Source organism: Nocardia sp. CDC159, assembly GCF_023740735.1.
Lineage (GTDB): Bacteria > Actinomycetota > Actinomycetes > Mycobacteriales > Mycobacteriaceae > Nocardia > Nocardia pulmonis.
In genome coordinates this window covers 104753-126802 of sequence record NZ_JAMRXH010000010.1, presented here as the reverse complement: position 1 = coordinate 126802, position 22050 = coordinate 104753, and the positions used below count along the sequence as shown (strand labels likewise).

Genomic DNA, 22050 nt, shown 5'->3' with positions numbered 1-22050 from the left:
GCGTGCCGATCATCGAGGTGACCTACGCGCCGTCCGTTTCCGCGGACACGCTGCGGGAAATGTCGTTGCGGCTGCCGCATTTGGTGTCGGTGGCCGTGGAATGTCCGGAGGAGCCCTACGACGGGAATCTGCAGCCCGGGGATGCGGAGGTGCGGTTTCGGCAGTGGGGGCCGTTCGATCGGGGCGGGCTCGAGGTCGTGGTCGAGGTGAAGTCGAAGTTCTTCCCGAGCCGGGCCGACAATCGGCAGGAGCGGGTGGAGCGGCTGCATCGGGAGATCGAGAAGACGTTCGGCCTGGCGGAGGTGGGGGTGTATCTCTCGCTGCCCGTCGCCGCGTGGGAGCAGAGCGAATGAACCGGTGATTGGCAACGAACAGGTTTCAACCCGATCGGCTCGGGATGAGTGATCCGGGGGCAGCCGGTAGCGTCGGGCCGGTGGACGAGGCGATCACGACGCTGCGATCGGTGCGGCACTTCCAGCCCAATCCGGTGCCCCGGGTGACCATCGAGCAGGTCATCAATGTGGCACGCTGGACCGGTTCCGCGCGCAATCGGCAGCCGTGGCGTTTCGTCGCGGTGACCGATCCGCGGATGCGCGGCGCGCTGTCGCGCTTCGGCGACTACGCCATGCTGCTCAGCCGCGCGCCGCTGGTACTGGTGCTGCTGTCGGAGGACAACGGCATGGGCGACACCGAATTCGATCTGGGCCGCATCGCCCAATCGGTCTGCCTGGCCGCCCAGCAGCGCGGCCTCGGCAGCTGCGTCACCACCTTCCATCCCGACGAGAACGTCCGCCAGGCCGCCGACATCCTCGCCGCGCCGCCGGGCTGGCTGCCGCGCCACGCGATCGCCCTCGGCTATACCGACGACGAGAACCACCGCTCCCCCACGGCGATTCCGCTGGGGCGGCTGTCGGTGGACGATCTGCTCACCTGGGTTCCGTGACGGCCCGCGCCTCGGCCGGTGCGGGCAGGTCGAGGGCGGACAGGTGCCGGAGCAGGAAATCGTTCACGGCCGCGGTGCGTTCCAGCTGGACCAGATGTCCCGCGCCCGGGATCTTCTCGACCGCGCGCAGGTCGGGGACGTGTGCACGCATGGTGGTGAGCGGATCGCGGCCGCTGAAACCCTCCATATCCGGGTCGTTCTCGCCGTAGAGGAAGTGCGTGGGGACCTCGACGGTAGTGGGCAGGTCGGCGGTCAGCTCCCAGTTGCGGTCCAGGGCCCGGTACCAGCTGAGCGGCCCGGTGAAGCCGGTGCGCTCGAATTCGGCCGCGAGGGTGTCCACTTCGCTCTCGTCGAGCCACGGCCAGGGCAGCGCGGGGGCCTGCGGCAGGACGTCGAGGTAGCCGAGGCCGGGCGGATTCTTCCAGGTGTCGAGGTAGTGGTAGTCGCCGCTGAGGGAGTAGAACACCCGGGCGAGGAATTCCCGGGGGCGGGCGGCGAGTTCGGCATCGGCCACGCCGGGGGTCTGAAAGTAGGCCAGATGCAGGAAGTGGCGCTGGGCCGCCCGCTGCCAGAACGCCGACGGCGGCTTGGGCGGACGCGGCGCGTAGGGGTTGTTCAGCACGAAGATCGCCGCCACCCGCTGCGGCTCCCGCAGCGCCAGCTCCCACACCAGCTGCGCGCCGAAGTCCAGGCCGACGAATACCGCCCGCCGCGCGCCGATGTCGTCGAGCAGGGCGAGCAGGTCGCCGATCACCGCGCGATTGGTGTGCGCCTCGATCCCCGCGGGGGCCTCGGTGCGCCCGTAGCCGCGCAGATCCGGCGCGATCGCCCGGTATCCCGCGGCCGCCAGCGCCGCCAGCTGCCGATGCCAGACGAACCAGCCGTGCGGGAATCCGTGACAGAAGATCACCGGACAGCCTCGCCCCTGTTCGGCGACGTGCATCCGAACGTCGCCGGTCCGCACGAACCGATATGTCGGCTCCACGCCGCCTCCCGAGTACTAGAACGTGTTCTTATTTCACGGTAGTGTCCCGGAGTCGTGAACGGAATACTCGCCGACCGGGTCGCGGTCGTCACCGGCGCCAGCCGGGGCATCGGCAAGGGCATCGCGCTGGAGCTGGGCGCCGCGGGCGCGACGGTGTACGTCACCGGCCGCACCACCGCACCCGGCCGCCTGCCCGGCACGGTCGCCGAAACCGCCGCGGCCATCGACGAACTCGGCGGCATCGGCATTCCCCACATCTGCGATCATCGCGACGACGAGGCGGTTGCCGCGCTGTTCGCCAAGGTCGGAGCGGATCACGGCCGCCTCGACGTGCTGGTGAACAATGTCTACAACTCTCCGGCCTCGGCCCGCTGGCTGGGCAAGCCGTTCTGGGAGGTGCCGCCGAAGGCGTGGGACTCCGGCTTCGACATCGGCGTCCGATCCCATTACGTGGCAAGCCACTTCGCCGCCCGCCTGCTCATCGAAACGGGCGGGCTGATCGTGAACATCTCCTCGCCCGGAGCCGAGCACTACACCCACAACGCCGTCTACGGCGTCGGCAAGGCCGCCGTCGACCGCCTGACCGCCGACCTCGCCCACGACCTCGCCGACACCGCGGTCACGGTCGTCTCCCTCTGGCCCGGCATCGTGAACACCGAACTACTGCAACTGATCCCGCCCGATCCCGAGGGCCGTCGCCTGGTCACCCTGCCCGGCGAAGGCACCTTCGATCTGAACGACGCGGAAACCCCGCACTTCCCCGGCCGAGCGGTGGTCGCCCTGGCCACCGATCCGAATCGTCGCGATCGCACCGGAAGGCCCTGGCGGGTAGTCGATCTCGCCGACGCCTACGGCTTCACCGATATAGACGGCCGCCTCCCGTACTCGCAACCGATCACGCCACATCCAGGAAACGCTGGACCGAGCGAGGCGGGGCGGGCGTGACGCGCCAGACCAGGTGGACCTGCGACGGTGGGGCGTCGGGAACGTCGAGGTAGACCACGCCCGGATGCGGGGCGCGGTGGCGGGCCAGTTCCGGGACCGCGCCGATGCCGCGGTCGGCGGCGATCAGTTCGATCCATTCGTCGAAATTGGTGCAGGTGACGACGGGGCGGGCGGGGCGGGGTGTGGGCCAGGACGTTTCGTCGGTGGTGCCGGTGATGGTGTTGACCACCAACGGGTATCGGGCGACGTCGTTCCAGTTCAGGAAGCGGGCGCGGGCCAGCGGGGAGTGGGCCGAGACCGCGAGGACGCGCCGTTCGGTCGCGATCACCCGTGTGGCCAGCTGGGCGGGTAGCCGGATGTCCTTGCGGAACAGGGCGATATCGATGGTTCCGGACAGCAGCGCGGAGATCGGATCGTCGATGCGATGGATCTGCACATGACCGCCCAGGGCCTCGAAGCGGGTGCGAGCCGCGGCGAACCAGGCGTCGGGCAGCAGCCACGAGAAGCCGATCGACACCGCCGAGCGCAACTGCAGATCGGCGACGGCCGCGTCGAGATCGGCGACGATCCGGCGGGCGGCGGTCAGGAACTGCTCGCCGTCGTCGGTGAGGGCGAACCGGCGCGAGGTGCGCTCGATCAACCGGCAGTCCAGGACGCGCTCCAACTGCTGGATCGTGCGAGTCAGCGACGGCTGGGTCATATGCAGCCGGTGCGCGGCGCGGGTGTAGTTGCGCTCCTCGGCCACCGCGAGATAGGCGCGCAGGTGCCGCAGCTCCAGATCCATGCGTCCAGCGTATACATGGTGCGCAGAAAGCATTTCACGGGGTGGTTCCCGCGCCCTAGCGTCGAATGACGTGACAATCACGCTTCCTCGACAGCACACCCTGGCGCCCGCGGTCCGGGCCTCGGCGGGACTCGCGGCCGCTGTGGGCATCGGGCGCTTCGCCTACACACCGCTCATGCCGGTGATGGTCGGCGCGGGCCGGATCGGCGCACAGGCGGGCGCGGTGATCGCGGCCGCCAACTACGCCGGATATCTGATCGGCGCGGTCGCGCTGGCACGACGACCGGAATGGGTCGGGCGCACCACCTTTCGCGCCGCCGCGGGCACCCTGGTGCTCAGCGAGGCGCTGATGGCCTGGCCCGCCCCGGCCGCCGTCCCGGCGGCGCTGCGGCTGATCGCGGGCATCGCCAGCGCGGTGGTGTTCATCGGCTGTGCGGGGATCGCGGTCCGGCACGAGAACCGGCGGCGGGCGGCCGGGATCGCCTTCGCGGGGGTGGGCTGTGGCATAGCGCTCACCGGCGCGCTGGCGCTGGTGTTCGGGCCGCTGGTGTCGTGGCAGGCGCTGTGGCTGGGCGCGGCCGCGCTCACCGCGCTGCTGCTACTTCCGGCAGCGAACCTCGAGATCGTGCCGGGACGCCGGGCGCGGGCGGGCGCGACCCGGTCGGTCGGGGCGTGGCGGGCGCTGCTGATCGCCTATTTCCTGGAGGGGCTGGGGTACATCGTGATCGGCACCTTCCTGGTGGCCGCGGTGCGGGACGCGACGCTCGGCACCACCGTATGGGTGCTCGTCGGCCTGGCCGCCGCGCCCGCGACCGTGCTGTGGGGCGTCCTGGCCCGGCGGCGAACTCCGGTGCACGCCTTGGTGATCGCGCTCGCGCTGCAGGTTTGCTCCGCGCTGTTGCCGGCGCTGTCGCCGGGCGCGATCACGGCACTGGTGTCGGCGGCGCTGTTCGGTGCGACGTTCATGGGCATCACGATGCTGGCGATCGAGATCGGCGACGACCTGGCCGGGGCCGGTGCGGCCGCCACGCTCACGGCCGGATACGGACTCGGCCAGGTGCTGGGGCCGCTGGTGGTGACGCCCGTCCTGGGGTCGAGCTACGCCGCGGCCTTCGCCATCGCCGCCGTCGTGCTGGCGGCGGCGACCGGTGTGGCGCTGTGGATCAGGACGCGAACTTGATCTCGAAGCCGATGCCGAGAATCGAGATCAGCCAGATCAATCCGATGAAGACCGTGATGCGGTCCAGATTCTTCTCCGCGACGGTCGAACCCGACAGGCTCGCCTGCACGCCGCCGCCGAACAGGCTGGACAGGCCTCCGCCCTTGGCCCGGTGCAACAGGACCAGCAGCACCAGCAGCACGCTGGTGATGATCAGGAGGATATCCAGGAACATGCGCATGCCCGACAGTTTATGCAAACACCCGCGCGGGCCTCGAATCCGCCACGGCGATCAGCCCCGCCGCCATGTCCGCACCGGCTGGACCGGCGGCACGGCCACCAGATGCAGGGTGCGGCTCACCCCGGTGGTGTAGCGCTCGATCTCGTCCTCGGCCAGCCGGTCCTGGGCGGTCAGCCGCACTTGATGCTGGCGCATATGCTCCTCCCAGGACCGCACCACGAACGCCTCGATATAACGATCGACCGCGCCGACATCGCGATAGAGCCGCCACTCCATCGCACCCGTGCGCTGGCGGGAGCGACCCACCCGGGCCATGGCCGCGGCGAAGTCGGCGGCCGCCTCGTCGGGGACGTGATAGGTCACCAGCACCAGCACCGGCCCGTCCTCGGGGTCGGGTTCGATCTCGAGCTCCGGTTCGGGCCAGTACGCGGCGGGCGTGGTGTCGAGGGCGGTCACCCGCACCGGCAGCCACAGCGTGCTCACCGCGCACAGTCCCAGCAGGGCGGCGGCGCACCACAGCGCGACCGCCGTCCCGAACGCCCCGGCCACCACGCCCCACACCAGCGCACCGACCGCCTGCCCGCCCATGAACACCAGCTGATACACCGACAGCCCGCGCGCCCGCACCCACGCGGGCAACAGCAGCTGCATGATCGAATTCATCGTCGACAGCGCGGTGAGCCACGCGAACCCACCGAACACCAACGCCACCAGCACCATCCACGCCGACGGCGCCACCGCCGCGGCCACCGTCGCCGCGCCGAACAGCACCGCAGCCAGCGCCAGCAGGCGGGTCGGGCTCAGCGCGCGCCGCAGCCGCGCCAGCTGGGTCGCGCCGCCGACCGCGCCCACCCCCAGCGCACCCAGCAGCAGGCCGTACCCCGACGAGGACAGCCCGAGCCGGGCGTGGGCGACCACCGGCAGCAGCGCCCACAGCGCACTGGCCGGGCCGATGAACAGGATCGATCGCACCAGCACCCGCCGGATCGCGGGCGCGGCGCGGATGAACCGCAGCCCGGTCTGCAGGGCCGCGATCGGGCGCTCGGCGGGCAGGTCCTGATCGGTCGCGGGCCGCCGCCAGGCGACCAGCACCGCGACCACCCCGAGGAACGAGGCGGCGTTCACCGCGAACACCAGCGTCGGCCCGACCAGCGACACCAACGCCCCGGCGATCGCGGGCCCGACCGCGCGGCCCACGTTCTGGCTCATACTGCCCAGCGCCGCGGCCGCCGGAATCTGGTTGCGCGCCACCAACTCCGGCTGGATGGCCTGCCAGGCGGGCGCGGTCATCGCCTGCCCGACACCGAGCAGGAACAGCAGCGTCAACAGCACGCCCGGGGTGATCGCCCCGGTGGCCGTCACCACCGTCAGCACCCCCGCGCAGACCGCCATGGCCGACTGCGCGCCGATCAGCAGTCGGCGGCGATCGAGCAGATCGGCGAGCACCCCCGAGGGGATGGACAGCAGCATCACCGGCAGCGTCGTGGCGGTCTGCACCAGCGAGACCAGCGTCTCGGCATTCCGCTCGTCGACCAGCAGCCACTGCGCGCCGACCGTCTGCATCCAGGTGCCGAGGTTGGAGACCAGCTGCGCGATCCACAATGCCCGGTACACGCGCGAGGCCAAGGGCGCCCAGGTGGATACGGGTGCGGTCGGCGGTGCGGTCATAGTCGGAGCGTAGTCAGAGCCGTCGGGAGGACCCGGGACGCGAGCCCGAAGCCTCGGAATGAGAGCCCCCGGGCGCCTCGGGATGCGAGCGCACCGCTTCCGGGCCCGGGCGCACGGCATCGGTGACCCGAGCCCGGCCCGGTCCGTCGCGAGCCCCATCCGCCCCTCCAGCAGCGGTCCGCCGACGCGTCCATACCTTTCGAGTGGCGAGGCCACCCGGGGGCGCGAATCGCCGGATCGCGATCGCGGGTTCACCCGCCCGCACCGCGGCTACGATCGCCACATGTCGGCCATTTCGCTGCGCTGGATGCCGCTCATGGCGATCGCGGGTTTGGTGATCGGATGCTCGTCGGACCACGACCACTCCGACGGGCCGACGCCGATGGGCCACACCTTTGTCTCCACCAAGGTCGAGGGCGCCGCGATCCCCGGTGGCGGCCCGCTGGTGCTGACCTTCGCCGACGGGCGAATATCCGCGCAGGCCGGATGCAATACCAGCAGCGGCCCGGTCGAATTCGACGGCGCGGTGCTGCGGGTGTCCGGACTGGCGACCACGATGATGGGCTGCCCGGGTGAACGCGGCGGGGCCGACGGCTGGCAGACCGGACTGCTGCAGTCCGCGCCGACCTGGAAGCTGGACGGCAGCACGCTCACCCTGACCGGCAACGGCAGTACGGTCACCATGCTGGACAAGAAGGTGGCCCAGCCCGATCGGCCGCTCACCGGCACCGCCTGGACGGTGACGACGCTGGTGCGGCCCAACGGCCAGATCACCTCACAGGTCTTGGAGCAGGCGAAACCCAATCTCACCATCGGCGCCGACGGACAGGTCAGCGGTAGTGCGGGCTGCAACCGGATGACCGGAACGGCCGCGATCGCGGCGGGTGGCCAGGAGATCACCTTCCGGATCGCAACCACCCGGATGGCCTGCGAACCCGAGGTGATGGAGGTGGAGCGGCAGGTGCTCGAGGCGCTCGACGGCAAGACCCGCGCCACGATCGATGCCGACACCCTCACCCTGCGCAACGACGGCAACAACACCGGCCTCGTGCTGCGCGCCCAGGACTGATCCGATCCGATGGAAAAATTTCGGCCCACAGGCCGCTGCGACACAACATTATTGGAGATGTGATCAACGAACGAGAAGCAGAACTGGATCGACGGTTTCGCGAGGCGGTGCAGGCGGCGACCCCCGGACCCCGCCGCGCCGCCACCGACCCCATCCGGACGGGCAGCCCGTACACGGGTCTGACCTGTCTGGAGCTGTTCGACGCACAGGCCACCAGCCGCCATCTCGATCTGGCCGCGCGCCGCCTGACCGCGGCCGGGCGCGGGTACTACAGCATCGGCTCGTCGGGTCACGAGGGCAATGTGGCGCTGGCGGCCGCGCTGCGCACCACCGATCCCGCGCTGCTGCACTATCGTTCGGGTGCGTTCTTCGTCCACCGCTGCCGCCGAGTGCCCGGCCTGGATCCGATTCGCGACGTGCTGCTCGGCGTGGTCGCCGCGGCCGCCGATCCGATATCCGGTGGACGGCACAAGGTTTTCGGCTCCCAGCCCGCGGCGGTGATTCCGCAAACGTCGACCATCGCCTCGCATCTACCGCGCGCCGTCGGCCTGGGCTTCGCCCTCGACCGCGCCGAACGACTGGGTCTGCGTAGCGAATGGCCCACCGATGCGGTGGTGCTGTGCACCTTCGGCGACGCCTCGGCCAACCACTCCACCGCCACCGGCGCCGTCAACGCCGCGATCCACACCGCCTACCAGCAGGTTCCGATGCCGGTGCTGTTCGTCTGCGAGGACAACGGCATCGGCATCAGTGTCCCCACCCCCACCGACTGGATCGAACACGCCTACGGCTCTCGCCCCGGCCTGCGATATTTCACCGCCGACGGCTCGGAACTGCTTGCGGCCCTGGAGGTTTCCGCCGAGGCGGCCCGCTGGGTCCGCGAACACCGCCGCCCCGCCTTCCTTCGTCTGCGCACCGTCCGCCTACTCGGCCACGCCGGATCCGATGTCGAATCGGCCTACCGCCGCGCCGCCGACATCACCGCCGACCTGTCCCGCGACCCGGTCGCGGCCACGGCGGCCCTCCTGGTCGAATCCGGCGCCGCCACCCCCGACCAGATCCTCGAACGCTACGACTCGATCGCGGCCCAGGTCATCGAGACCGCGGCCCGCGTCGCCGACGAACGCAAACTGAGCACCACCGCGGAGGTGATCGCCCCCCTGGCCCCCAGCCACCCGGCCGCGGTCCGCGAGGACGCCCTGCGCACGGCCCGACTCGACACGCTGCACGCGGCCGCACCCGACCCCACCGACAACGATCGAGCCGCCCACGGAGCCAACGGCTTCGACCTACCACCGGTCCGCCCGGGCAGCTCGGTGGCCGCCGCGGGCGACGCCGCCGAATCCACCGCCAACCCCGTTGCCGGGCTGTGGGACTCCGCCACAGGCACATCGACCGCAACCGGCAACAGCGCCGAGAGCGCAAGCGGCATCGAAACCAGCGCAACCAGCGGCCACGCCGAAGCGCGCGCCGCACGGACCGACGCGACCGGCAACCGTAGCGCCGGGAGCGCGGGCGGCCCGCAAACCGAAGCGACCGATGACCCCCGCAAGGCGGGCTTCGCGGGTAGCGAGGTGGTCCGCGGAATCGCGAGGCCAAGTGGCGGGGGTTCCGGCGCGGCCGGTGGCGTGGCCGGCCGGATCGGGAATGGCGATGCGGGGAATACGGTTTCGCTTCGAAGCGGTGGTTCGGCGCGGGGCGGGCGACGGGCAGTCGCGGGTGGGGCGAATTACGCTGCGCGGGTAGCGGATTCGATGACGCTGGCGCAGGCGATCAATCACACATTGGGGGCGCTGCTGGAGCGGGATGGGGACATTCTGGTGTTCGGGGAGGATGTCGGGCGCAAGGGTGGCGTGTACGGGGTGACCAAGGGGTTGCAGAAGACGTTCGGGCGGGGGCGGGTGTTCGATACGTTGCTCGACGAGCAGAGTGTGCTGGGGACCGCGTTGGGGGCGGGGCTGGCGGGGTTCGTGCCGATTCCGGAGATCCAGTATCTGGCCTATGTGCACAACGCGCTGGATCAGATCCGGGGCGAGGCCGCGACGCTGCGATTCTTCTCGGGTGGGCGGTATCGCAATCCCATGGTCGTCCGGATCGCCGGATACGCCTATCAGAAGGGGTTCGGCGGTCACTTCCACAACGACGATTCGGTTGCCGCGCTGCGCGACATCCCCGGCGTCGTGGTCGCCTCCCCCGCTCGCGCCGACGACGCGGCCGCGATGCTGCGGACCTGCGTATCGGCGGCGCGGGTGGACGGGCGGGTGTGCGTGTACCTGGAACCGATCGCCCTCTATCACACCCGCGATCTGTACGAATCCGGTGACGACGACTGGCTCGCACCGGTCTCCGGCGATCCGGTCGACATCGGCCGCGCCCGGATCTACGGCGACGGCGCGGATCTGACCATCGTCACCTTCGCCAACGGCGTTCGCATGAGCCTGCGCGCGGCCCGCCGACTCGCCGAGCGCGGCGTCGCGGCCCGCGTTCTGGACCTGCGCTGGCTCAGCCCCCTGCCCACCGACGATCTGCTGCGGCACGCCCACGCCACCGGCCGGGTGCTCGTCGCCGACGAAACCCGCCGCAGCGGAGGCGTTTCCGAATCGGTCTGCGCCGCCCTCCTCGACGGCGGCTTCACCGGGCCGATCGCCCGAGTCACCAGCGTCGACAGCTTCGTCCCGCTCGGTCCCGCCACCGCGGCGGTGCTGCTGGACGAGTCCACGATCGAGACGGCGGCACAGCGGCTGGTCGAGCGCCCCGCCGCCGAGCCCGACGATCGGGTCATCGCCCGACCGTAGGCCGCCCGCGCCACCGGGTCCGTGCCGATCGCCGATCGGCACGGACCAGTGCCCCTCTGGATCCGGTCCAGCATCCCCGAACCCCCGGGCGTGATGCGGTGCGGCGCAACGGCATCGCCGGGCCGACCGGTTCGGGTGCGGTCAGCGAGTCTTGATCGTGGTCGGCACCGAGGCGAAGCCGCGGTTGTTGGACGCGTGCACTCGTTTCGTCCCGGCCGGATCGATCTCGTAGTCGGCCACCCGGGCGGCGATCTCCTGCAGCGCCACCCGCAGTTCCAGCAGGCCCAGATTGGAGCCGAGGCAGTGGTGGCGGCCGCTGCCGAAGACCAGCGACGCACTGGTATCGCGATCCAGGTCGAAGGCGTCCGGATGCTCGAAGACCTCCGGATCGCGATTGGCCGAGCCGGACAGCAGCAGGATGCGGGACTCGGCCGGGATGCGCACGCCGTGCAGCTCGATCTCCTCGGTGGTAGTGCGCAGATTCGACTGGGTCGCGGGGTCGTAGCGCATCCCCTCGGCGATGAACGCGTCGAGGCGACCGTCGAAGCCCTGCCGACGCTGATCGGGATGCTCCCATCCGGCGTACCAGAGATTGCCCAGCGTCAGCATCGTGGTCTCGATGCCCGCGCCGATCAGCAGGATCAGCACGCCGACGATCTCCTCCGGGGTCAGCCGGTCCGCGCCGTCGGCCGCGTCCAGCAATCCGGACAGCAGATCGTCGCCGCGCCGCTTGCTGCGCTCGATGGTCAGCTCGGTGTAGTAGCCGACCAGCGCACCGATCGCCTGCATCGCCTCCGGACGAAGGTCGGTAGACTCCTCATCGGTGTACATGATCTCCATGCCGAGCCGCAGAACCAGCTCGCGGTCGGCCTCCGGCACACCCACGAGTTCGGAGATCACATGCGTCGGGAACGGTCCGGCGAACTCGCTCATCAGGTCGAACGAGCCGCGTTCGAGCAGCGGCTCCAGCAGCCCGCGCGCGATCTCGCGCACCCGCGGCTCCAGCGACAGCACCCGGCGCTGGGTGAACGCCTTGGTCACCAGCCCGCGCAGCCGGGTGTGCTTGGGTGGATCCATGGCCACGAACGAGAAGAACTGCTCGGCCTGCGGGCCCCAGAACGCGGGCTCCATCCGGAGGCCGTTGCGGCTGGAGAAGCGATCGGAATCCCGAAACGCCGCCAGCACATCGGCGTGCCGCGACAACGCCCAGAAGTCGTCGACCTCGTTCCGGAACACCGGCGCCTCGGCCCGCAGCCGGGCGTAGTACGGGTACGGGTCGTCGTGAACGTCGAAATCGTAAGGGCTGTACTGCAATTGCATTGACCGAGCCTTCCATGAGCGCGGCGGTGTCGCTACCCGGTTCGCGAATTCGCGCTGACAGGATCACAGTAGTCGAGAGGAAAGGGGCGTAAGTGGACTCCGAATGGGCGCCGCCCGGAATTGACGTGTCGAAACCGCATCCGGCCCGCCGATACGACTATTGGCTGGGCGGTAAGGACAATTTCGAGGCCGACCGGGAATCGGCCGAGCTCGTCGCGGAGGCGTTCCCCAGCGTGCAGTTCTCCGCCCTGGAGAATCGCGCGTTCCTGCGCCGCGTGGTGACCTTCCTGGCCGCCGAGGCCGGGATCCGGCAGTATCTCGACATCGGCACGGGCCTGCCGACCGCGGGCAATGTGCACGAGATCGCGCAGGACATCGCGCCGGATTCGCGCATCGTCTACGTCGACAACGACCCGATCGTGGCCGTGCACGCCCGCACCCTGCTCAACAGCGCCCCCGAGGGCAAGACCGCCTATCTCGAGGCCGACGTGCGCGAGCCCCAAACCATCCTCCACCATCCGGACCTGCTCGCCACCCTCGACCTCACCCGGCCGGTGGCACTGATGCTGGTGGCGGTCATGCACTTCATCGTCGACGAGGAGCAGCCCTACGAACTGGTCCGCGAGCTGTGCCGGGCGCTGCCGTCGGGCAGCTACCTGGTGATGAGCCATGCGACCAGCGACCACCTCACCCCCGAGGACATCGCCGAGAGCGAGGAAGCCAACAAACGCAGCGGCATTCCGTTCCGACTACGCTCCACGGCCGAATTCGCCCCCTTCTTCGACGGCCTCGAGATCGAACCCCCGGGCATCGGATCGATCATGGCCTGGCGACCGGAGGGCTGGCGGGCCCACCCGCGTCCCGAGGCGGTCTCCATGCTCGGTGCGGTCGCGCGCATCCCGTAACCGCATCGACCGACCGGCGGCCGAACCGACTACGGCCCGGTATCGCGCGAGCGATACCGGGCCGTCCGGTCTTCAGCCGATCAGGGCAGGGGACCGCCCGCGGCGATCGCCGAGAGGGTGGCGAATTCGTCGCCCTTGAGCGACGCACCGCCGACCAGGGCGCCGTCGACGTCGGTCTGGGCGACCAGCTCACCGACGTTTTTCGCGTTGACCGAACCGCCGTAGAGGACGCGCACGCTCGCGGCGACCTCCGGATCGGCCAGCTCGGCCAGTTCGGCGCGGATGGCGCCGCACACCTCCTGCGCGTCCGACGGGGTCGCGACCCGGCCGGTGCCGATGGCCCATACGGGCTCGTAGGCGATGACGACCTTCGAGATCTCCTCGGCCGTCAGGCCCTTGAGCGAACCGCGCAACTGCTCGAGGTTGTAGGCGACGTGCGTCTGCGACTCGCGGACGTTGAGACCCTCGCCGATGCAGACGATCGGGGTCATGCCGTTCTTCAGCACCTGCTTGGCCTTGGCCAGCACGACGGAATCGTCCTCGGTGTGGTACTGCCGCCGCTCCGAGTGCCCGACCACGACGAAGGTGCAGCCCAGCTTGGCCAGCATGGACGCACTGATCTCGCCGGTGTACGCGCCGGAGTCGTGCACCGAGACGTCCTGCGCGCCATAGGTGATCAGCAGCCGATCGCCCTCCACCAGCGTCTGCACACTGCGGATGTCGGTGAACGGCGGGATCACCGTGACGTCGACCTTGTCGAAGTACTTGTCCGGCAGCGCGAAGGCGATCTTCTGCACCAGGGCGATGGCCTCGAGGTGGTTGAGGTTCATCTTCCAGTTGCCGGCGATGAGGGGTTTACGCGCCATGGCTCAGTCCTCCAGCACCGCGATGCCCGGAAGTTCCTTGCCCTCCAGGTATTCCAGCGACGCGCCGCCGCCGGTGGAGATATGCGAGAAACCGTCCTCGGGCAGGCCGAGGGTGCGCACGGCCGCGGCCGAGTCGCCGCCCCCGACCACCGTGAACGCCCCCTTACCGGTGGCCGTCACGATCGCCTCGGCGACACCGCGGGTGCCCGCGGCGAACTTCTCGAACTCGAACACGCCCATCGGGCCGTTCCAGAACACCGTCTTCGCCTCGGTGAGCAGCGCGCCGAACCGGTCGACCGACTCCGGGCCGATGTCCAGGCCCATCCAGCCATCGGGAATCTCGTTGGCGGGCAAGACCTTCGACTCCGCGTCGGCGGCGAACTTGTCGGCCACCACGATGTCGCGGGGCAGGTGGATGACGTCGCCGTAGGTCTCCAGCAGCTTCTTGCAGGTGTCGACCATCTCCTCCTGCAGCAGCGAGGTGCCCACCGAAAGGCCCTGGGCCGCAAGGAAGGTGAAGCACATGCCGCCGCCGATCACCAGGGTGTCGACCTTGGGGGCCAGCGCCTCGATCACCGCGAGCTTGTCGGAGACCTTCGAGCCGCCCAGGACGACGGCATACGGCCGCTCCGGATCGCTGGTCAGCTTCTTCAGCACCTCGACCTCGGTGGCGACCAGACCGCCCGCGTAGTGCGGCAGCAGCTTGGCCACGTCGTAGACCGAGGCCTGCTTGCGGTGCACCACGCCGAACCCGTCGGAGACGAAAGCGCCGTCGTCGCCGACCAATTCGACCAGGGCCCGGGCCAGCTTGCCGCGCTCGGCGTCGTCCTTGCTGGTCTCGCGGGGATCGAAGCGGATGTTCTCCAGCAGCAGCACATCGCCGTCGGTCAGGCCCTCCGAACGCGCGAGCGCGTCCTGGCCGACCACATCACCGGCGAGCTGCACATTGCGGCCCAGCTCCTCCGACAGCTTCGCCGCGACCGGGGCCAGCGACAGCTTCGGGTCGGGCTCGCCCTTCGGGCGGCCCAGGTGGGCGGTCACGATCACCTTGGCGCCGGCCTCGGCCAGCGCCTTGATGGTGGGGACCGAGGCGACGATGCGGCCCGGGTCGGTGATGACGCCGTTGTCGAGGGGGACGTTCAGGTCGGAGCGCACCAGCACGCCCCGACCCTCGACACCCTCGGACAGCAGATCCTGAAGTGTCTTGACTGCCATGGCTTTACAGCGACTTGCCGACGAGGCCGAGCAGGTCGACCAGGCGGTTGGAGTAGCCCCATTCGTTGTCGTACCAGGAGTACACCTTGACCTGGTCGTCGATCACCTTGGTCAGCGGCGCGTCGTAGATCGAGGAGTGCGGATCGGTGACGATGTCGCTGGAGACGATCGGGTCGACGTTGTACTTCAGGATGCCCTTGAGCGGGCCCTCGGCGGCGGCCTTGAAGGCGGCGTTGATCTCGTCGACGGTGGCCTTCTTGGCCAGGTCCGCGGTCAGGTCGGTGATCGAGCCGGTCGGCACCGGGACACGCAGCGAGTAGCCGTCCAGCTTGCCGTTGAGCTCGGGCAGCACCAGGCCGATGGCCTTGGCCGCACCGGTGCTGGTCGGCACGATGTTCAGCGCGGCGGCGCGGGCGCGGCGCAGATCCTTGTGCGGGCCGTCCTGCAGGTTTTGGTCCTGGGTGTAGGCGTGGATGGTGGTCATCAGGCCCTTGACGATGCCGAACTCGTCGTTGAGCACCTTGGCCAGCGGGCCGAGGCAGTTGGTGGTGCACGAGGCGTTGGAGATGATGTTCTGGCTGCCGTCGTACTTGTCGTCGTTGACGCCCATCACGATGGTGATGTCCTCGCCCTTGGCAGGCGCGGAGATGACGACCTTCTTGGCGCCCGAGGCGAGGTGGCCCTTGGCCTTGGTGGCGTCGGTGAAGATGCCGGTCGACTCGACCACGACGTCCACACCCAGGTCGCCCCAGGGCAGGGCCGCCGGGCCCTCCTTGATGGCGAGGGCCTTGATCCGCTGGTCGCCCACCACAATGGTGTCCTCGCCGTCGAGCGAGACGTCCTGCGGGAGCCGACCGAGGATGGAGTCGTACTTCAGCAGGGTCGCCAGGGTGGCGTTGTCGGTGAGGTCGTTGACCGCGACGATCTCGATATCCGTGGTACCCAGCGCCTTCTGCGCCTCCACCGCCCTGAAGAAGTTACGACCGATGCGGCCGAAGCCGTTGATGCCTACCCGGACAGTCACGTTATCGCTCCTCAGCTTTCAAGCGGATTCGTTCCGTTGCAAAGTCCACCCTAATGCCCGCCTGTGATGGCACAGACATGCCCCTGCTCACAGCGAATATGCGTGCGTGAGCTGTGCTGACCGGCCGACCCGCGACGCGTGCGGCCGACCGATCGTCACCTCGCCGCGGGGGGCCGACTCACTGGTTGTCGCGGCGATCGAATGCCCGCACCAGCACGTCTTTCATCTCGGCAAAGCCCTCCTCCAGCGACCGAATCGAACCACGTAGGTCCGCGATACATCCATCGGTGCGGGCGAAGCCTTCGTCCATGCGGTCGAACCCAGCCCGGGTCTCATTCTGAAACTCCGCCAGTCGTTCCCCGAGTGTGTTCGTCAGCTTCCGCTGAATATCCGCCTGCCGTTGCAGAGACGCCTGCCCCGTCTCCAACGCCACCTGCCTAGCGACCAACGATGCCTGCCCCTCGACCAGCGACGCCTGCCCCACCTCCAACGCCGCCTGCCCAGCGACCAACGATGCCTGCCCCTCTACCAGCGACGCCTGCCCCACCTCCAACGCCGCCTGCCCAGCGACCAACGATGCCTGCCCAGCCTCCAACGATGCCTGCCCAGCCTCCAACGACGCCTGCCCAGCGACCAGCGATGCCTGCCCCTCGACCAGCCCCGCCACCCTCGCACCGAGATCCGCCTGTCCCTCCTCGAGCACCGCGAATCGTCGAGCGTTCTCCTCGTAATGGACATCCATTTTGACGTCGAGTGCGTGCACCGCGGCAAGCGTCGCCCGCCCCTCGGCTTGATTCGCTTCCAGTGCCGCCACCCTCGCCTCCAGCTGAGCCAATGTCGTCATCGTCTCTCCCCCTTGTGCGTTCGGTTGCCCCTGCGATCAGGGTTCGAACCTACCGCATCGCCGCCGTTCCGGAGGCTGCTCGAGAGGGTGTCTGTGGATAACTTTTCGCCTGTGGATAAACCGAATCAGAGACGCGAAAACCGCCGCCGCACAAGGGATCTCGTGCGACGGCGGCATCGGGAAAATGTCTGGTTCAGGCGTCTTCGAGAAGTTCCGCGGTGACGGCGGATTCCGTATCGGGTACGCCCAGCTCCTTGGCGCGGCGATCGGCCATCGACAGCAGGCGGCGGATGCGGCCCGCCACCGCGTCCTTCGTCATCGGCGGGTCGGCCAGTTGGCCCAGTTCCTCCAGGGAGGCCTGGCGGTGCTGGACGCGCAGGCGGCCCGCGGCGGCCAGGTGGTCGGGCACGTCGTCGCCGAGGATTTCCAGGGCGCGTTCAACGCGGGCCGCGGCGGCGACCGCGGCGCGGGCCGAGCGGCGCAGGTTGGCGTCGTCGAAGTTGGCCAGGCGGTTGGCCGTGGCGCGGACCTCGCGGCGCATGCGCCGCTCCTCCCACGTCAGGCGCGTGTCCTGGGCGCCCATGCGGGTGAGCAGGGCGCCGATGGCCTCGCCGTCGCGGACCACGACGCGATCGGTGCCGCGGACCTCGCGCGCCTTGGCCGAAATACCCATCCGCCGGGCCGCGCCCACCAGGGCCAGGGCGGCCTCGGGGCCGGGGCAGCTCACCTCGAGCGCCGAGGAGCGGCCGGGCTCGGTCAGCGAGCCGTGCGCGAGAAACGCCCCTCGCCAAGCGGCCTCGGCGTCGGAGATGCTGCCGCCGACCACCTGGGCGGGCAGGCCGCGCACCGGACGCCCGCGCACATCGAGCAGACCGGTCTGGCGGGCCAGGGCCTCGCCCTCCTTGGACACCCGCACGACGTAGCGGGAGGTCTTACGCAGACCCCCGGCGCCGAGAACGTGCACGTCCGAACCGTAGCCGTACAGTTCGAAGATCTCCCGACGCAGCCGCCGCGCGATCGAGCCCATATCGACCTCGGCCTCGACGATCACGCGGCCGCCGACGATGTGCAAGCCGCCGGCGAACCGGAGTAGCGCCGACAACTCCGCCTTGCGTGAACTCACCTGCGAGACGGAGAGACGGCTCAGCTCGTCCTTCACCTCGGCTGTCATCGCCACGAGACCCGCTCCTTTCCACCCAACGCGGACCGCACCTGCTGGCCGCGGTGCCGTCCTTCGACTCGAAGCCCTGCCAATTCCGGCCGAGGTTGCCGGATCACCTGATCCAGTGCGGCGGCTAGCTTTCCAGGGTGGTGCCGGTCCGTTCCCGCCTCGGCGACATCAGCGAAGGTTACTCGCGCACGCAGCTGTTCGGCAGCTCTTGCCACATGTTCGCGTTCCCTACCCTCGGGTACGGACCCGGAATCCACCACCACGTGGTCGACCGCGAAATCCGGTGCGTGCTGGGACAATACATGCAGGTGCCGCTCGGCGGAGAATCCGGCCGTCTCTCCGGGCTCGGCGGCCAGATTGAGTACCAGCACTTTTCGGGCACGGGTATGCACCAGGGCGTCGTGCAGACCGGGCACGAGCACATGCGGGATGACACTGGTGAACCACGAGCCGGGCCCGAGGATCACCAGGTCGGCGTGCTCGATGGCCGCGGTCGCCTCGGGGCTGGCGGGCGGATCCTGCGGAATCAGCCGCACCCGCCGCACCTTGCCCGGCGTGGTCGCCACCGCGACCTGACCGCGGATGCAGCGACTCACCCGCGGATCGGCCTCCAGGCCCGATACGTCGGCCTCGATGGTCAGCGGGGTCGGCGACATGGGCAGCACGCGGCCGGTGATCCCGAGCACCTTGCCCATCTCGTCCAGGGCGGCGACCGGATCGCCCAGCACCTCGGTCAGACCCGCCAGGATCAGATTGCCGACCGAATGCCCGGCCAGCGCGCCGGTGCCGCCGAAGCGGTGCTGCACCGTGCGCGCCCACAACCCGTCGGTGTCCGCGGCCAGCGCGGCCAGTGCCATGCGCAGATCGCCCGGCGGCAGCATGCCCAACTCGGCGCGCAGCCGGCCGGATGAACCGCCGTCGTCGGCCACAGTCACCACGGCGGTGATCCGTTCGGTCATCCGCCGCGCCGCGCTCAGGGTCGCGTACAGCCCGTGACCACCGCCCAGCGCGACGATCGCGGGCGCGGAGTTCTCGTCGGTCATTCCCGCCCCAGATCTCGATGCACCACGCGCACGACATCGCGATCGGCCTCGCCGAGCGCTTCGCCCAGCGCCTCCGCCATCGCCACACTGCGGTGCTTACCGCCGGTGCAGCCCACTGCCACGGTCATGTAACGCTTCCCCTCTTGGCGGTACCCGTTGGTCGTCAGATCGATCAGATGCCGACAGGTCCGCAGATAGTCGTCGGCGCCCGGCTGCGACAGCACGTACTCGCTGACCACCGCGTCCTGTCCGGTGTATTCGCGTAGTTCCGGTACCCAATGCGGATTGGGCAGGAAACGCAAATCAAACACCATGTCGGCGTCCAGCGGAACTCCGTACTTGAAACCGAACGATTGGATCGTCACCTGCAATGCGGTCGGTGCGCCGCTGCCGTAGGCCTCCTCCAGCTTGCGGTGCAGTTGATGCACCGACAGCGCGGTGGTGTCGATGACCAGATCGGCCGCGGTCTTCACCCTCGCCAAGCGTTGCCGCTCGGCGGTGATGCCGGCGGACAGCGTACCGTCGGCGCTCTCGCTCTGTAGCGGGTGGCGTCGGCGCGCGAAGCCGAACCGGCGAATCAGCACGTCATCGGAGGCCTCGAGGAACAGCACCCGGGTGCGCACCCCCGCGGCGCGCAGCTGTTCGGTGACCCCGGACAGATCGCCGGTGAAGAAGCGGCTGCGCACGTCCATCACCAGTGCCAGCTTGCGGATCGGCGGCTCGGTGGCCGAGCCCAGTTCGACCAGCCGGGCGATCAATTCGGGCGGCAGATTGTCGGCCACATACCAACCGAGATCCTCGAGCACCCGCGCCGCGGTCCCGCGTCCGGCCCCCGACAGCCCGGTGACGATGACCACCTCGACCCCCGCGCCGTCGGAGCCGGGCCGCGCGGGCACCGCCGAGGCGCGGGGGTCCGCCGCGCTGTTGTTCGATTCGACGCTGGTCATGTCCTATCGGGTCCGTCTCTGGCTGTTCATTCGATCATCCTGCCCTGCACACGCTTCCGGCGGCGGACACACGCGAGGGACGAAACCTGGTCGTGACGATTTCGTCTGCGCGCCCCGCCGCGGACGCGAGTCGTTCGATTCGCGCTCATTCACCGTTGAGGGCCGCGAGCACCGCCTTCGCGGTCGCCACCCCGATGCCCGGCACCTCCGTGATCTCCTCTACCGTAGCCTCCTTGAGCCGGGCCACCGAGCCGAAGTGGGTGACCAGCGCGGTGCGCCGCGATTCGCCGAGCCCGCGCACCGAGTCCAGCGCGGAGGCGGTCATGCGGCGCGAGCGCTTGCTGCGGTGGAAGGTGATGGCGAACCGGTGCGCCTCGTCGCGCACCCGCTGCAGCAGATACAGCGACTCGCTGTTGCGCGGCATGATCACCGGATCGGGCTCGTTCGGCACCCACACCTCCTCGAGCCGCTTGGCCAGCCCGATCACCGCGACATCGGTGATGCCCAATTCGTCGAGCACCTCGGCGGCCGCGTTCACCTGCGGCGCGCCGCCGTCGACGACGAACAGATTGGGCGGATAGGAGAACTTGCGCGGCTTACCGGTCTTGGGATCGATGCCGGGGGTCGGATTGTCGCCGTCCTCGGCCTCGAGGGCCTCGAGATCCTTGCGCAGCCGATAGAACCGTCGCCGGGTCACCTCGGCGATACTGGCCACATCGTCGGAGCGCCCCTCCCCCGCGGCCTCCTTGATGGTGTAGTGCCGGTACTCCGATTTGCGGGCCAGCCCGTCCTCGAACACCACCAGCGAGGCCACCACATCGGTGCCCTGCACATGGCTGATGTCGACGCATTCGATGCGCAGCGGGGCCGAGTCGAGGTCGAGCGCGTCCTGAATCCCCTGCAGCGCGGCCGATCTCGCGGTCAGATCACCCGCCCGCTTGAGCTTGTGCTGCGCCAGCGCCTCGGCGGCATTGCGCTGCACGGTCTCCATCAGCGCCTTCTTGTCGCCGCGCTGGGGCACCCGCAGCTGCACCGCCGAGCCGCGCAGCTCCGACAGCCAGCCCTGTACCTGATCCGGATCGGTCGGCAGCGCGGGCACCAGCACCTCGCGCGGCACCACCGTGGCGGGGGTTTCGGTGTCGGTGTCCTCGGCGAAGGCGGCCTGCTCGCCGTAGAACTGGGTGAGAAACTGCTCGACCAGGGCGGGCAGTTCGCCACCGGTCTCGACGTCGTCGACCGCGTCGCCGGATTTGTCGACCACCCAGCCGCGCTGACCGCGTACCCGGCCGTCGCGCACGTGGAAGATCTGCACCGCCGCCTCGAGCTCGTCGGTGGCGAAGGCGATCACATCGGCGTCGGTGCCGGTGCCCAGCACCACCGCCTGCTTCTCCAGCGCGCGTTCGAGCGCCTGCACATCGTCGCGCAGCCGGGCGGCGGTCTCGAAATCCAGATCCGCTGCGGCGTCCTGCATTTGGCGTTTGAGTTCGCGCACCATCCGGTCGGTCTTGCCGGAGAGGAAGTCGCAGAAATCCTCGGCGATGCGGCGATGCTCCTCGGCGCTGACCCGCCCGATACAGGGGGCCGAGCACTTGTCGATATAGCCCAGCAGACACGGCCGCCCGATCTGCTGATGCCGCTTGAAGACCCCGTTGGAGCAGGTGCGCACCGGGAACACCCGCAGCAGCAGATCCACGGTCTCGCGAATCGCCCAGGCGTGGGCGTAGGGGCCGAAGTAGCGCACGCCCTTCTTGCGCGCGCCCCGGTAGACGAACACCCGAGGATAGTCCTCGTTCATGCTCACCGCGAGCATGGGATAGGTCTTGTCGTCGCGGTAGCGGACGTTGAAGCGCGGATCGAATTCCTTGATCCAGTTGTATTCCAGCTGAAGGGCTTCCACCTCGGTGGTGACGACCGTCCACTCCACGCTGGCCGCCGAGGTGACCATCTGCCGGGTGCGCGGATGCAGCGAGGCGACGTCGGCGAAGTAGGAATTCAGCCGACTGCGCAGACTCTTGGCCTTGCCGACATAGATGACCCGCCCGTGCGCGTCCCGGAACTTGTAGACGCCGGGTTCGACGGGGATGGTGCCCGGCGCGGGCCGGTAGGTCGCGGGATCTGCCACGGGA

General features: G+C 69.5%; 19 protein-coding genes and 1 pseudogene. 7 read left to right on the top strand and 13 right to left on the bottom strand.

Annotated features, from left to right (window positions below):
* Window positions 1-2 precede the first annotated feature (2 nt).
* The gene (locus NDR87_RS22500; RefSeq protein WP_251915016.1) at window positions 3-353 is read left to right on the top strand and encodes a hypothetical protein; all 351 of its coding nucleotides are present in this window, start codon (window positions 3-5) and stop codon (window positions 351-353) included.
* A gap of 80 nt (window positions 354-433) precedes the next feature.
* A complete protein-coding gene (locus NDR87_RS22495; RefSeq protein WP_251915017.1) occupies window positions 434-943 on the top strand; it encodes a nitroreductase family protein in 510 nt (169 codons plus the stop codon).
* On the opposite strand, the gene NDR87_RS22490 is transcribed toward NDR87_RS22495, so the two are convergent.
* Window positions 927-1928 (bottom strand): alpha/beta fold hydrolase, encoded by a 1002-nt coding sequence (locus tag NDR87_RS22490; RefSeq protein ID WP_251915018.1) that lies wholly within the window; start codon window positions 1926-1928, stop codon window positions 927-929. The genes NDR87_RS22495 and NDR87_RS22490 overlap by 17 nt on opposite strands.
* Before the next feature lie 54 nt (window positions 1929-1982).
* Between NDR87_RS22490 and NDR87_RS22485 the strand changes: the two genes are divergently transcribed.
* Window positions 1983-2873, top strand: coding sequence for an SDR family NAD(P)-dependent oxidoreductase (locus NDR87_RS22485; RefSeq protein ID WP_251915019.1), 891 nt, complete (start codon window positions 1983-1985; stop codon window positions 2871-2873).
* Here the strand turns inward: NDR87_RS22485 and NDR87_RS22480 are convergent.
* Window positions 2824-3657, bottom strand: coding sequence for a LysR family transcriptional regulator (locus tag NDR87_RS22480; RefSeq protein WP_251915020.1), 834 nt, complete (start codon window positions 3655-3657; stop codon window positions 2824-2826). The genes NDR87_RS22485 and NDR87_RS22480 overlap by 50 nt on opposite strands.
* Window positions 3658-3727: 70 nt before the next feature.
* Between NDR87_RS22480 and NDR87_RS22475 the strand changes: the two genes are divergently transcribed.
* A complete protein-coding gene (locus tag NDR87_RS22475) occupies window positions 3728-4837 on the top strand; it encodes a YbfB/YjiJ family MFS transporter (protein ID WP_251915021.1) in 1110 nt (369 codons plus the stop codon).
* Here NDR87_RS22475 and secG read toward each other — a convergent pair.
* Both secG and NDR87_RS22465 read right to left on the bottom strand, forming a co-directional pair.
* Window positions 4821-5057, bottom strand: coding sequence for a preprotein translocase subunit SecG (gene secG, locus NDR87_RS22470; RefSeq protein WP_251915022.1), 237 nt, complete (start codon window positions 5055-5057; stop codon window positions 4821-4823). The two genes, NDR87_RS22475 and secG, sit on opposite strands and share 17 nt — an antisense overlap.
* A gap of 51 nt (window positions 5058-5108) precedes the next feature.
* On the bottom strand, window positions 5109-6725 hold the full coding sequence (locus NDR87_RS22465) for an MFS transporter (protein ID WP_251915023.1): 1617 nt from the start codon (window positions 6723-6725) through the stop codon (window positions 5109-5111).
* A 283-nt stretch (window positions 6726-7008) separates the two neighbouring features.
* On the opposite strand from NDR87_RS22465, the gene NDR87_RS22460 reads away from it, so the two are divergent.
* Window positions 7009-7794: an META domain-containing protein gene (locus NDR87_RS22460; protein ID WP_251915024.1), complete on the top strand. Its 786-nt coding sequence runs from the start codon at window positions 7009-7011 to the stop codon at window positions 7792-7794.
* A gap of 59 nt (window positions 7795-7853) precedes the next feature.
* Window positions 7854-10589 (top strand): thiamine pyrophosphate-dependent enzyme, encoded by a 2736-nt coding sequence (locus NDR87_RS22455; protein ID WP_372494257.1) that lies wholly within the window; start codon window positions 7854-7856, stop codon window positions 10587-10589.
* 141 nt (window positions 10590-10730) lie between these two features.
* Here the strand turns inward: NDR87_RS22455 and NDR87_RS22450 are convergent, their stop codons facing one another.
* Window positions 10731-11909, bottom strand: a complete 1179-nt coding sequence (locus NDR87_RS22450; protein WP_251915025.1) for a cytochrome P450 — start codon at window positions 11907-11909, stop codon at window positions 10731-10733.
* Between the two features lie 92 nt (window positions 11910-12001).
* Here NDR87_RS22450 and NDR87_RS22445 point away from each other — a divergent pair, with 92 nt between their 5' ends.
* A complete protein-coding gene (locus tag NDR87_RS22445) occupies window positions 12002-12814 on the top strand; it encodes an SAM-dependent methyltransferase (protein WP_251915026.1) in 813 nt (270 codons plus the stop codon).
* Between the two features lie 80 nt (window positions 12815-12894).
* On the opposite strand, the gene tpiA is transcribed toward NDR87_RS22445, so the two are convergent.
* The 8 genes and pseudogenes from tpiA to uvrC form a co-directional block, all read right to left on the bottom strand.
* Window positions 12895-13680, bottom strand: coding sequence for a triose-phosphate isomerase (tpiA, locus tag NDR87_RS22440; RefSeq protein ID WP_251915027.1), 786 nt, complete (start codon window positions 13678-13680; stop codon window positions 12895-12897).
* A gap of 3 nt (window positions 13681-13683) precedes the next feature.
* The gene (gene pgk, locus NDR87_RS22435; RefSeq protein ID WP_251915036.1) at window positions 13684-14895 is read right to left on the bottom strand and encodes a phosphoglycerate kinase; all 1212 of its coding nucleotides are present in this window, start codon (window positions 14893-14895) and stop codon (window positions 13684-13686) included.
* 4 nt (window positions 14896-14899) lie between these two features.
* Window positions 14900-15919 carry a type I glyceraldehyde-3-phosphate dehydrogenase gene (gap, locus tag NDR87_RS22430; protein WP_251915038.1) on the bottom strand — a complete coding sequence of 340 codons (1020 nt, stop codon included), beginning with the start codon at window positions 15917-15919 and terminating at the stop codon, window positions 14900-14902.
* 760 nt (window positions 15920-16679) lie between these two features.
* A pseudogene (locus tag NDR87_RS22425) lies at window positions 16680-16763 on the bottom strand (hypothetical protein); the annotation flags it as partial.
* A 193-nt stretch (window positions 16764-16956) separates the two neighbouring features.
* A complete protein-coding gene (gene whiA / locus NDR87_RS22420) occupies window positions 16957-17940 on the bottom strand; it encodes a DNA-binding protein WhiA (protein ID WP_251915040.1) in 984 nt (327 codons plus the stop codon).
* Window positions 17931-18977 (bottom strand): uridine diphosphate-N-acetylglucosamine-binding protein YvcK, encoded by a 1047-nt coding sequence (gene yvcK, locus NDR87_RS22415; protein WP_251915043.1) that lies wholly within the window; start codon window positions 18975-18977, stop codon window positions 17931-17933. Before yvcK ends, whiA begins: the two co-directional genes overlap by 10 nt.
* Window positions 18974-19873 carry an RNase adapter RapZ gene (gene rapZ, locus NDR87_RS22410; protein WP_372494266.1) on the bottom strand — a complete coding sequence of 300 codons (900 nt, stop codon included), beginning with the start codon at window positions 19871-19873 and terminating at the stop codon, window positions 18974-18976. The genes yvcK and rapZ overlap by 4 nt, the downstream gene beginning before the upstream one ends.
* Before the next feature lie 196 nt (window positions 19874-20069).
* A complete protein-coding gene (gene uvrC, locus NDR87_RS22405; RefSeq protein ID WP_251915047.1) occupies window positions 20070-22046 on the bottom strand; it encodes an excinuclease ABC subunit UvrC in 1977 nt (658 codons plus the stop codon).
* Between the last annotated feature and the right edge of the window lie 4 nt (window positions 22047-22050).

Coding starts and splice junctions, on each gene's coding strand:
- NDR87_RS22465 (WP_251915023.1), bottom strand. CDS start 6,725: ATGACCGCACCGCCGACCGCACCCGTATCCACCTGGGCGCCCTTGGCC.
- secG (WP_251915022.1), bottom strand. CDS start 5,057: ATGCGCATGTTCCTGGATATCCTCCTGATCATCACCAGCGTGCTGCTG.
- NDR87_RS22460 (WP_251915024.1), top strand. CDS start 7,009: ATGTCGGCCATTTCGCTGCGCTGGATGCCGCTCATGGCGATCGCGGGT.
- pgk (WP_251915036.1), bottom strand. CDS start 14,895: ATGGCAGTCAAGACACTTCAGGATCTGCTGTCCGAGGGTGTCGAGGGT.
- NDR87_RS22450 (WP_251915025.1), bottom strand. CDS start 11,909: ATGCAATTGCAGTACAGCCCTTACGATTTCGACGTTCACGACGACCCG.
- NDR87_RS22480 (WP_251915020.1), bottom strand. CDS start 3,657: ATGGATCTGGAGCTGCGGCACCTGCGCGCCTATCTCGCGGTGGCCGAG.
- tpiA (WP_251915027.1), bottom strand. CDS start 13,680: ATGGCGCGTAAACCCCTCATCGCCGGCAACTGGAAGATGAACCTCAAC.
- yvcK (WP_251915043.1), bottom strand. CDS start 18,977: ATGACCGACGAGAACTCCGCGCCCGCGATCGTCGCGCTGGGCGGTGGT.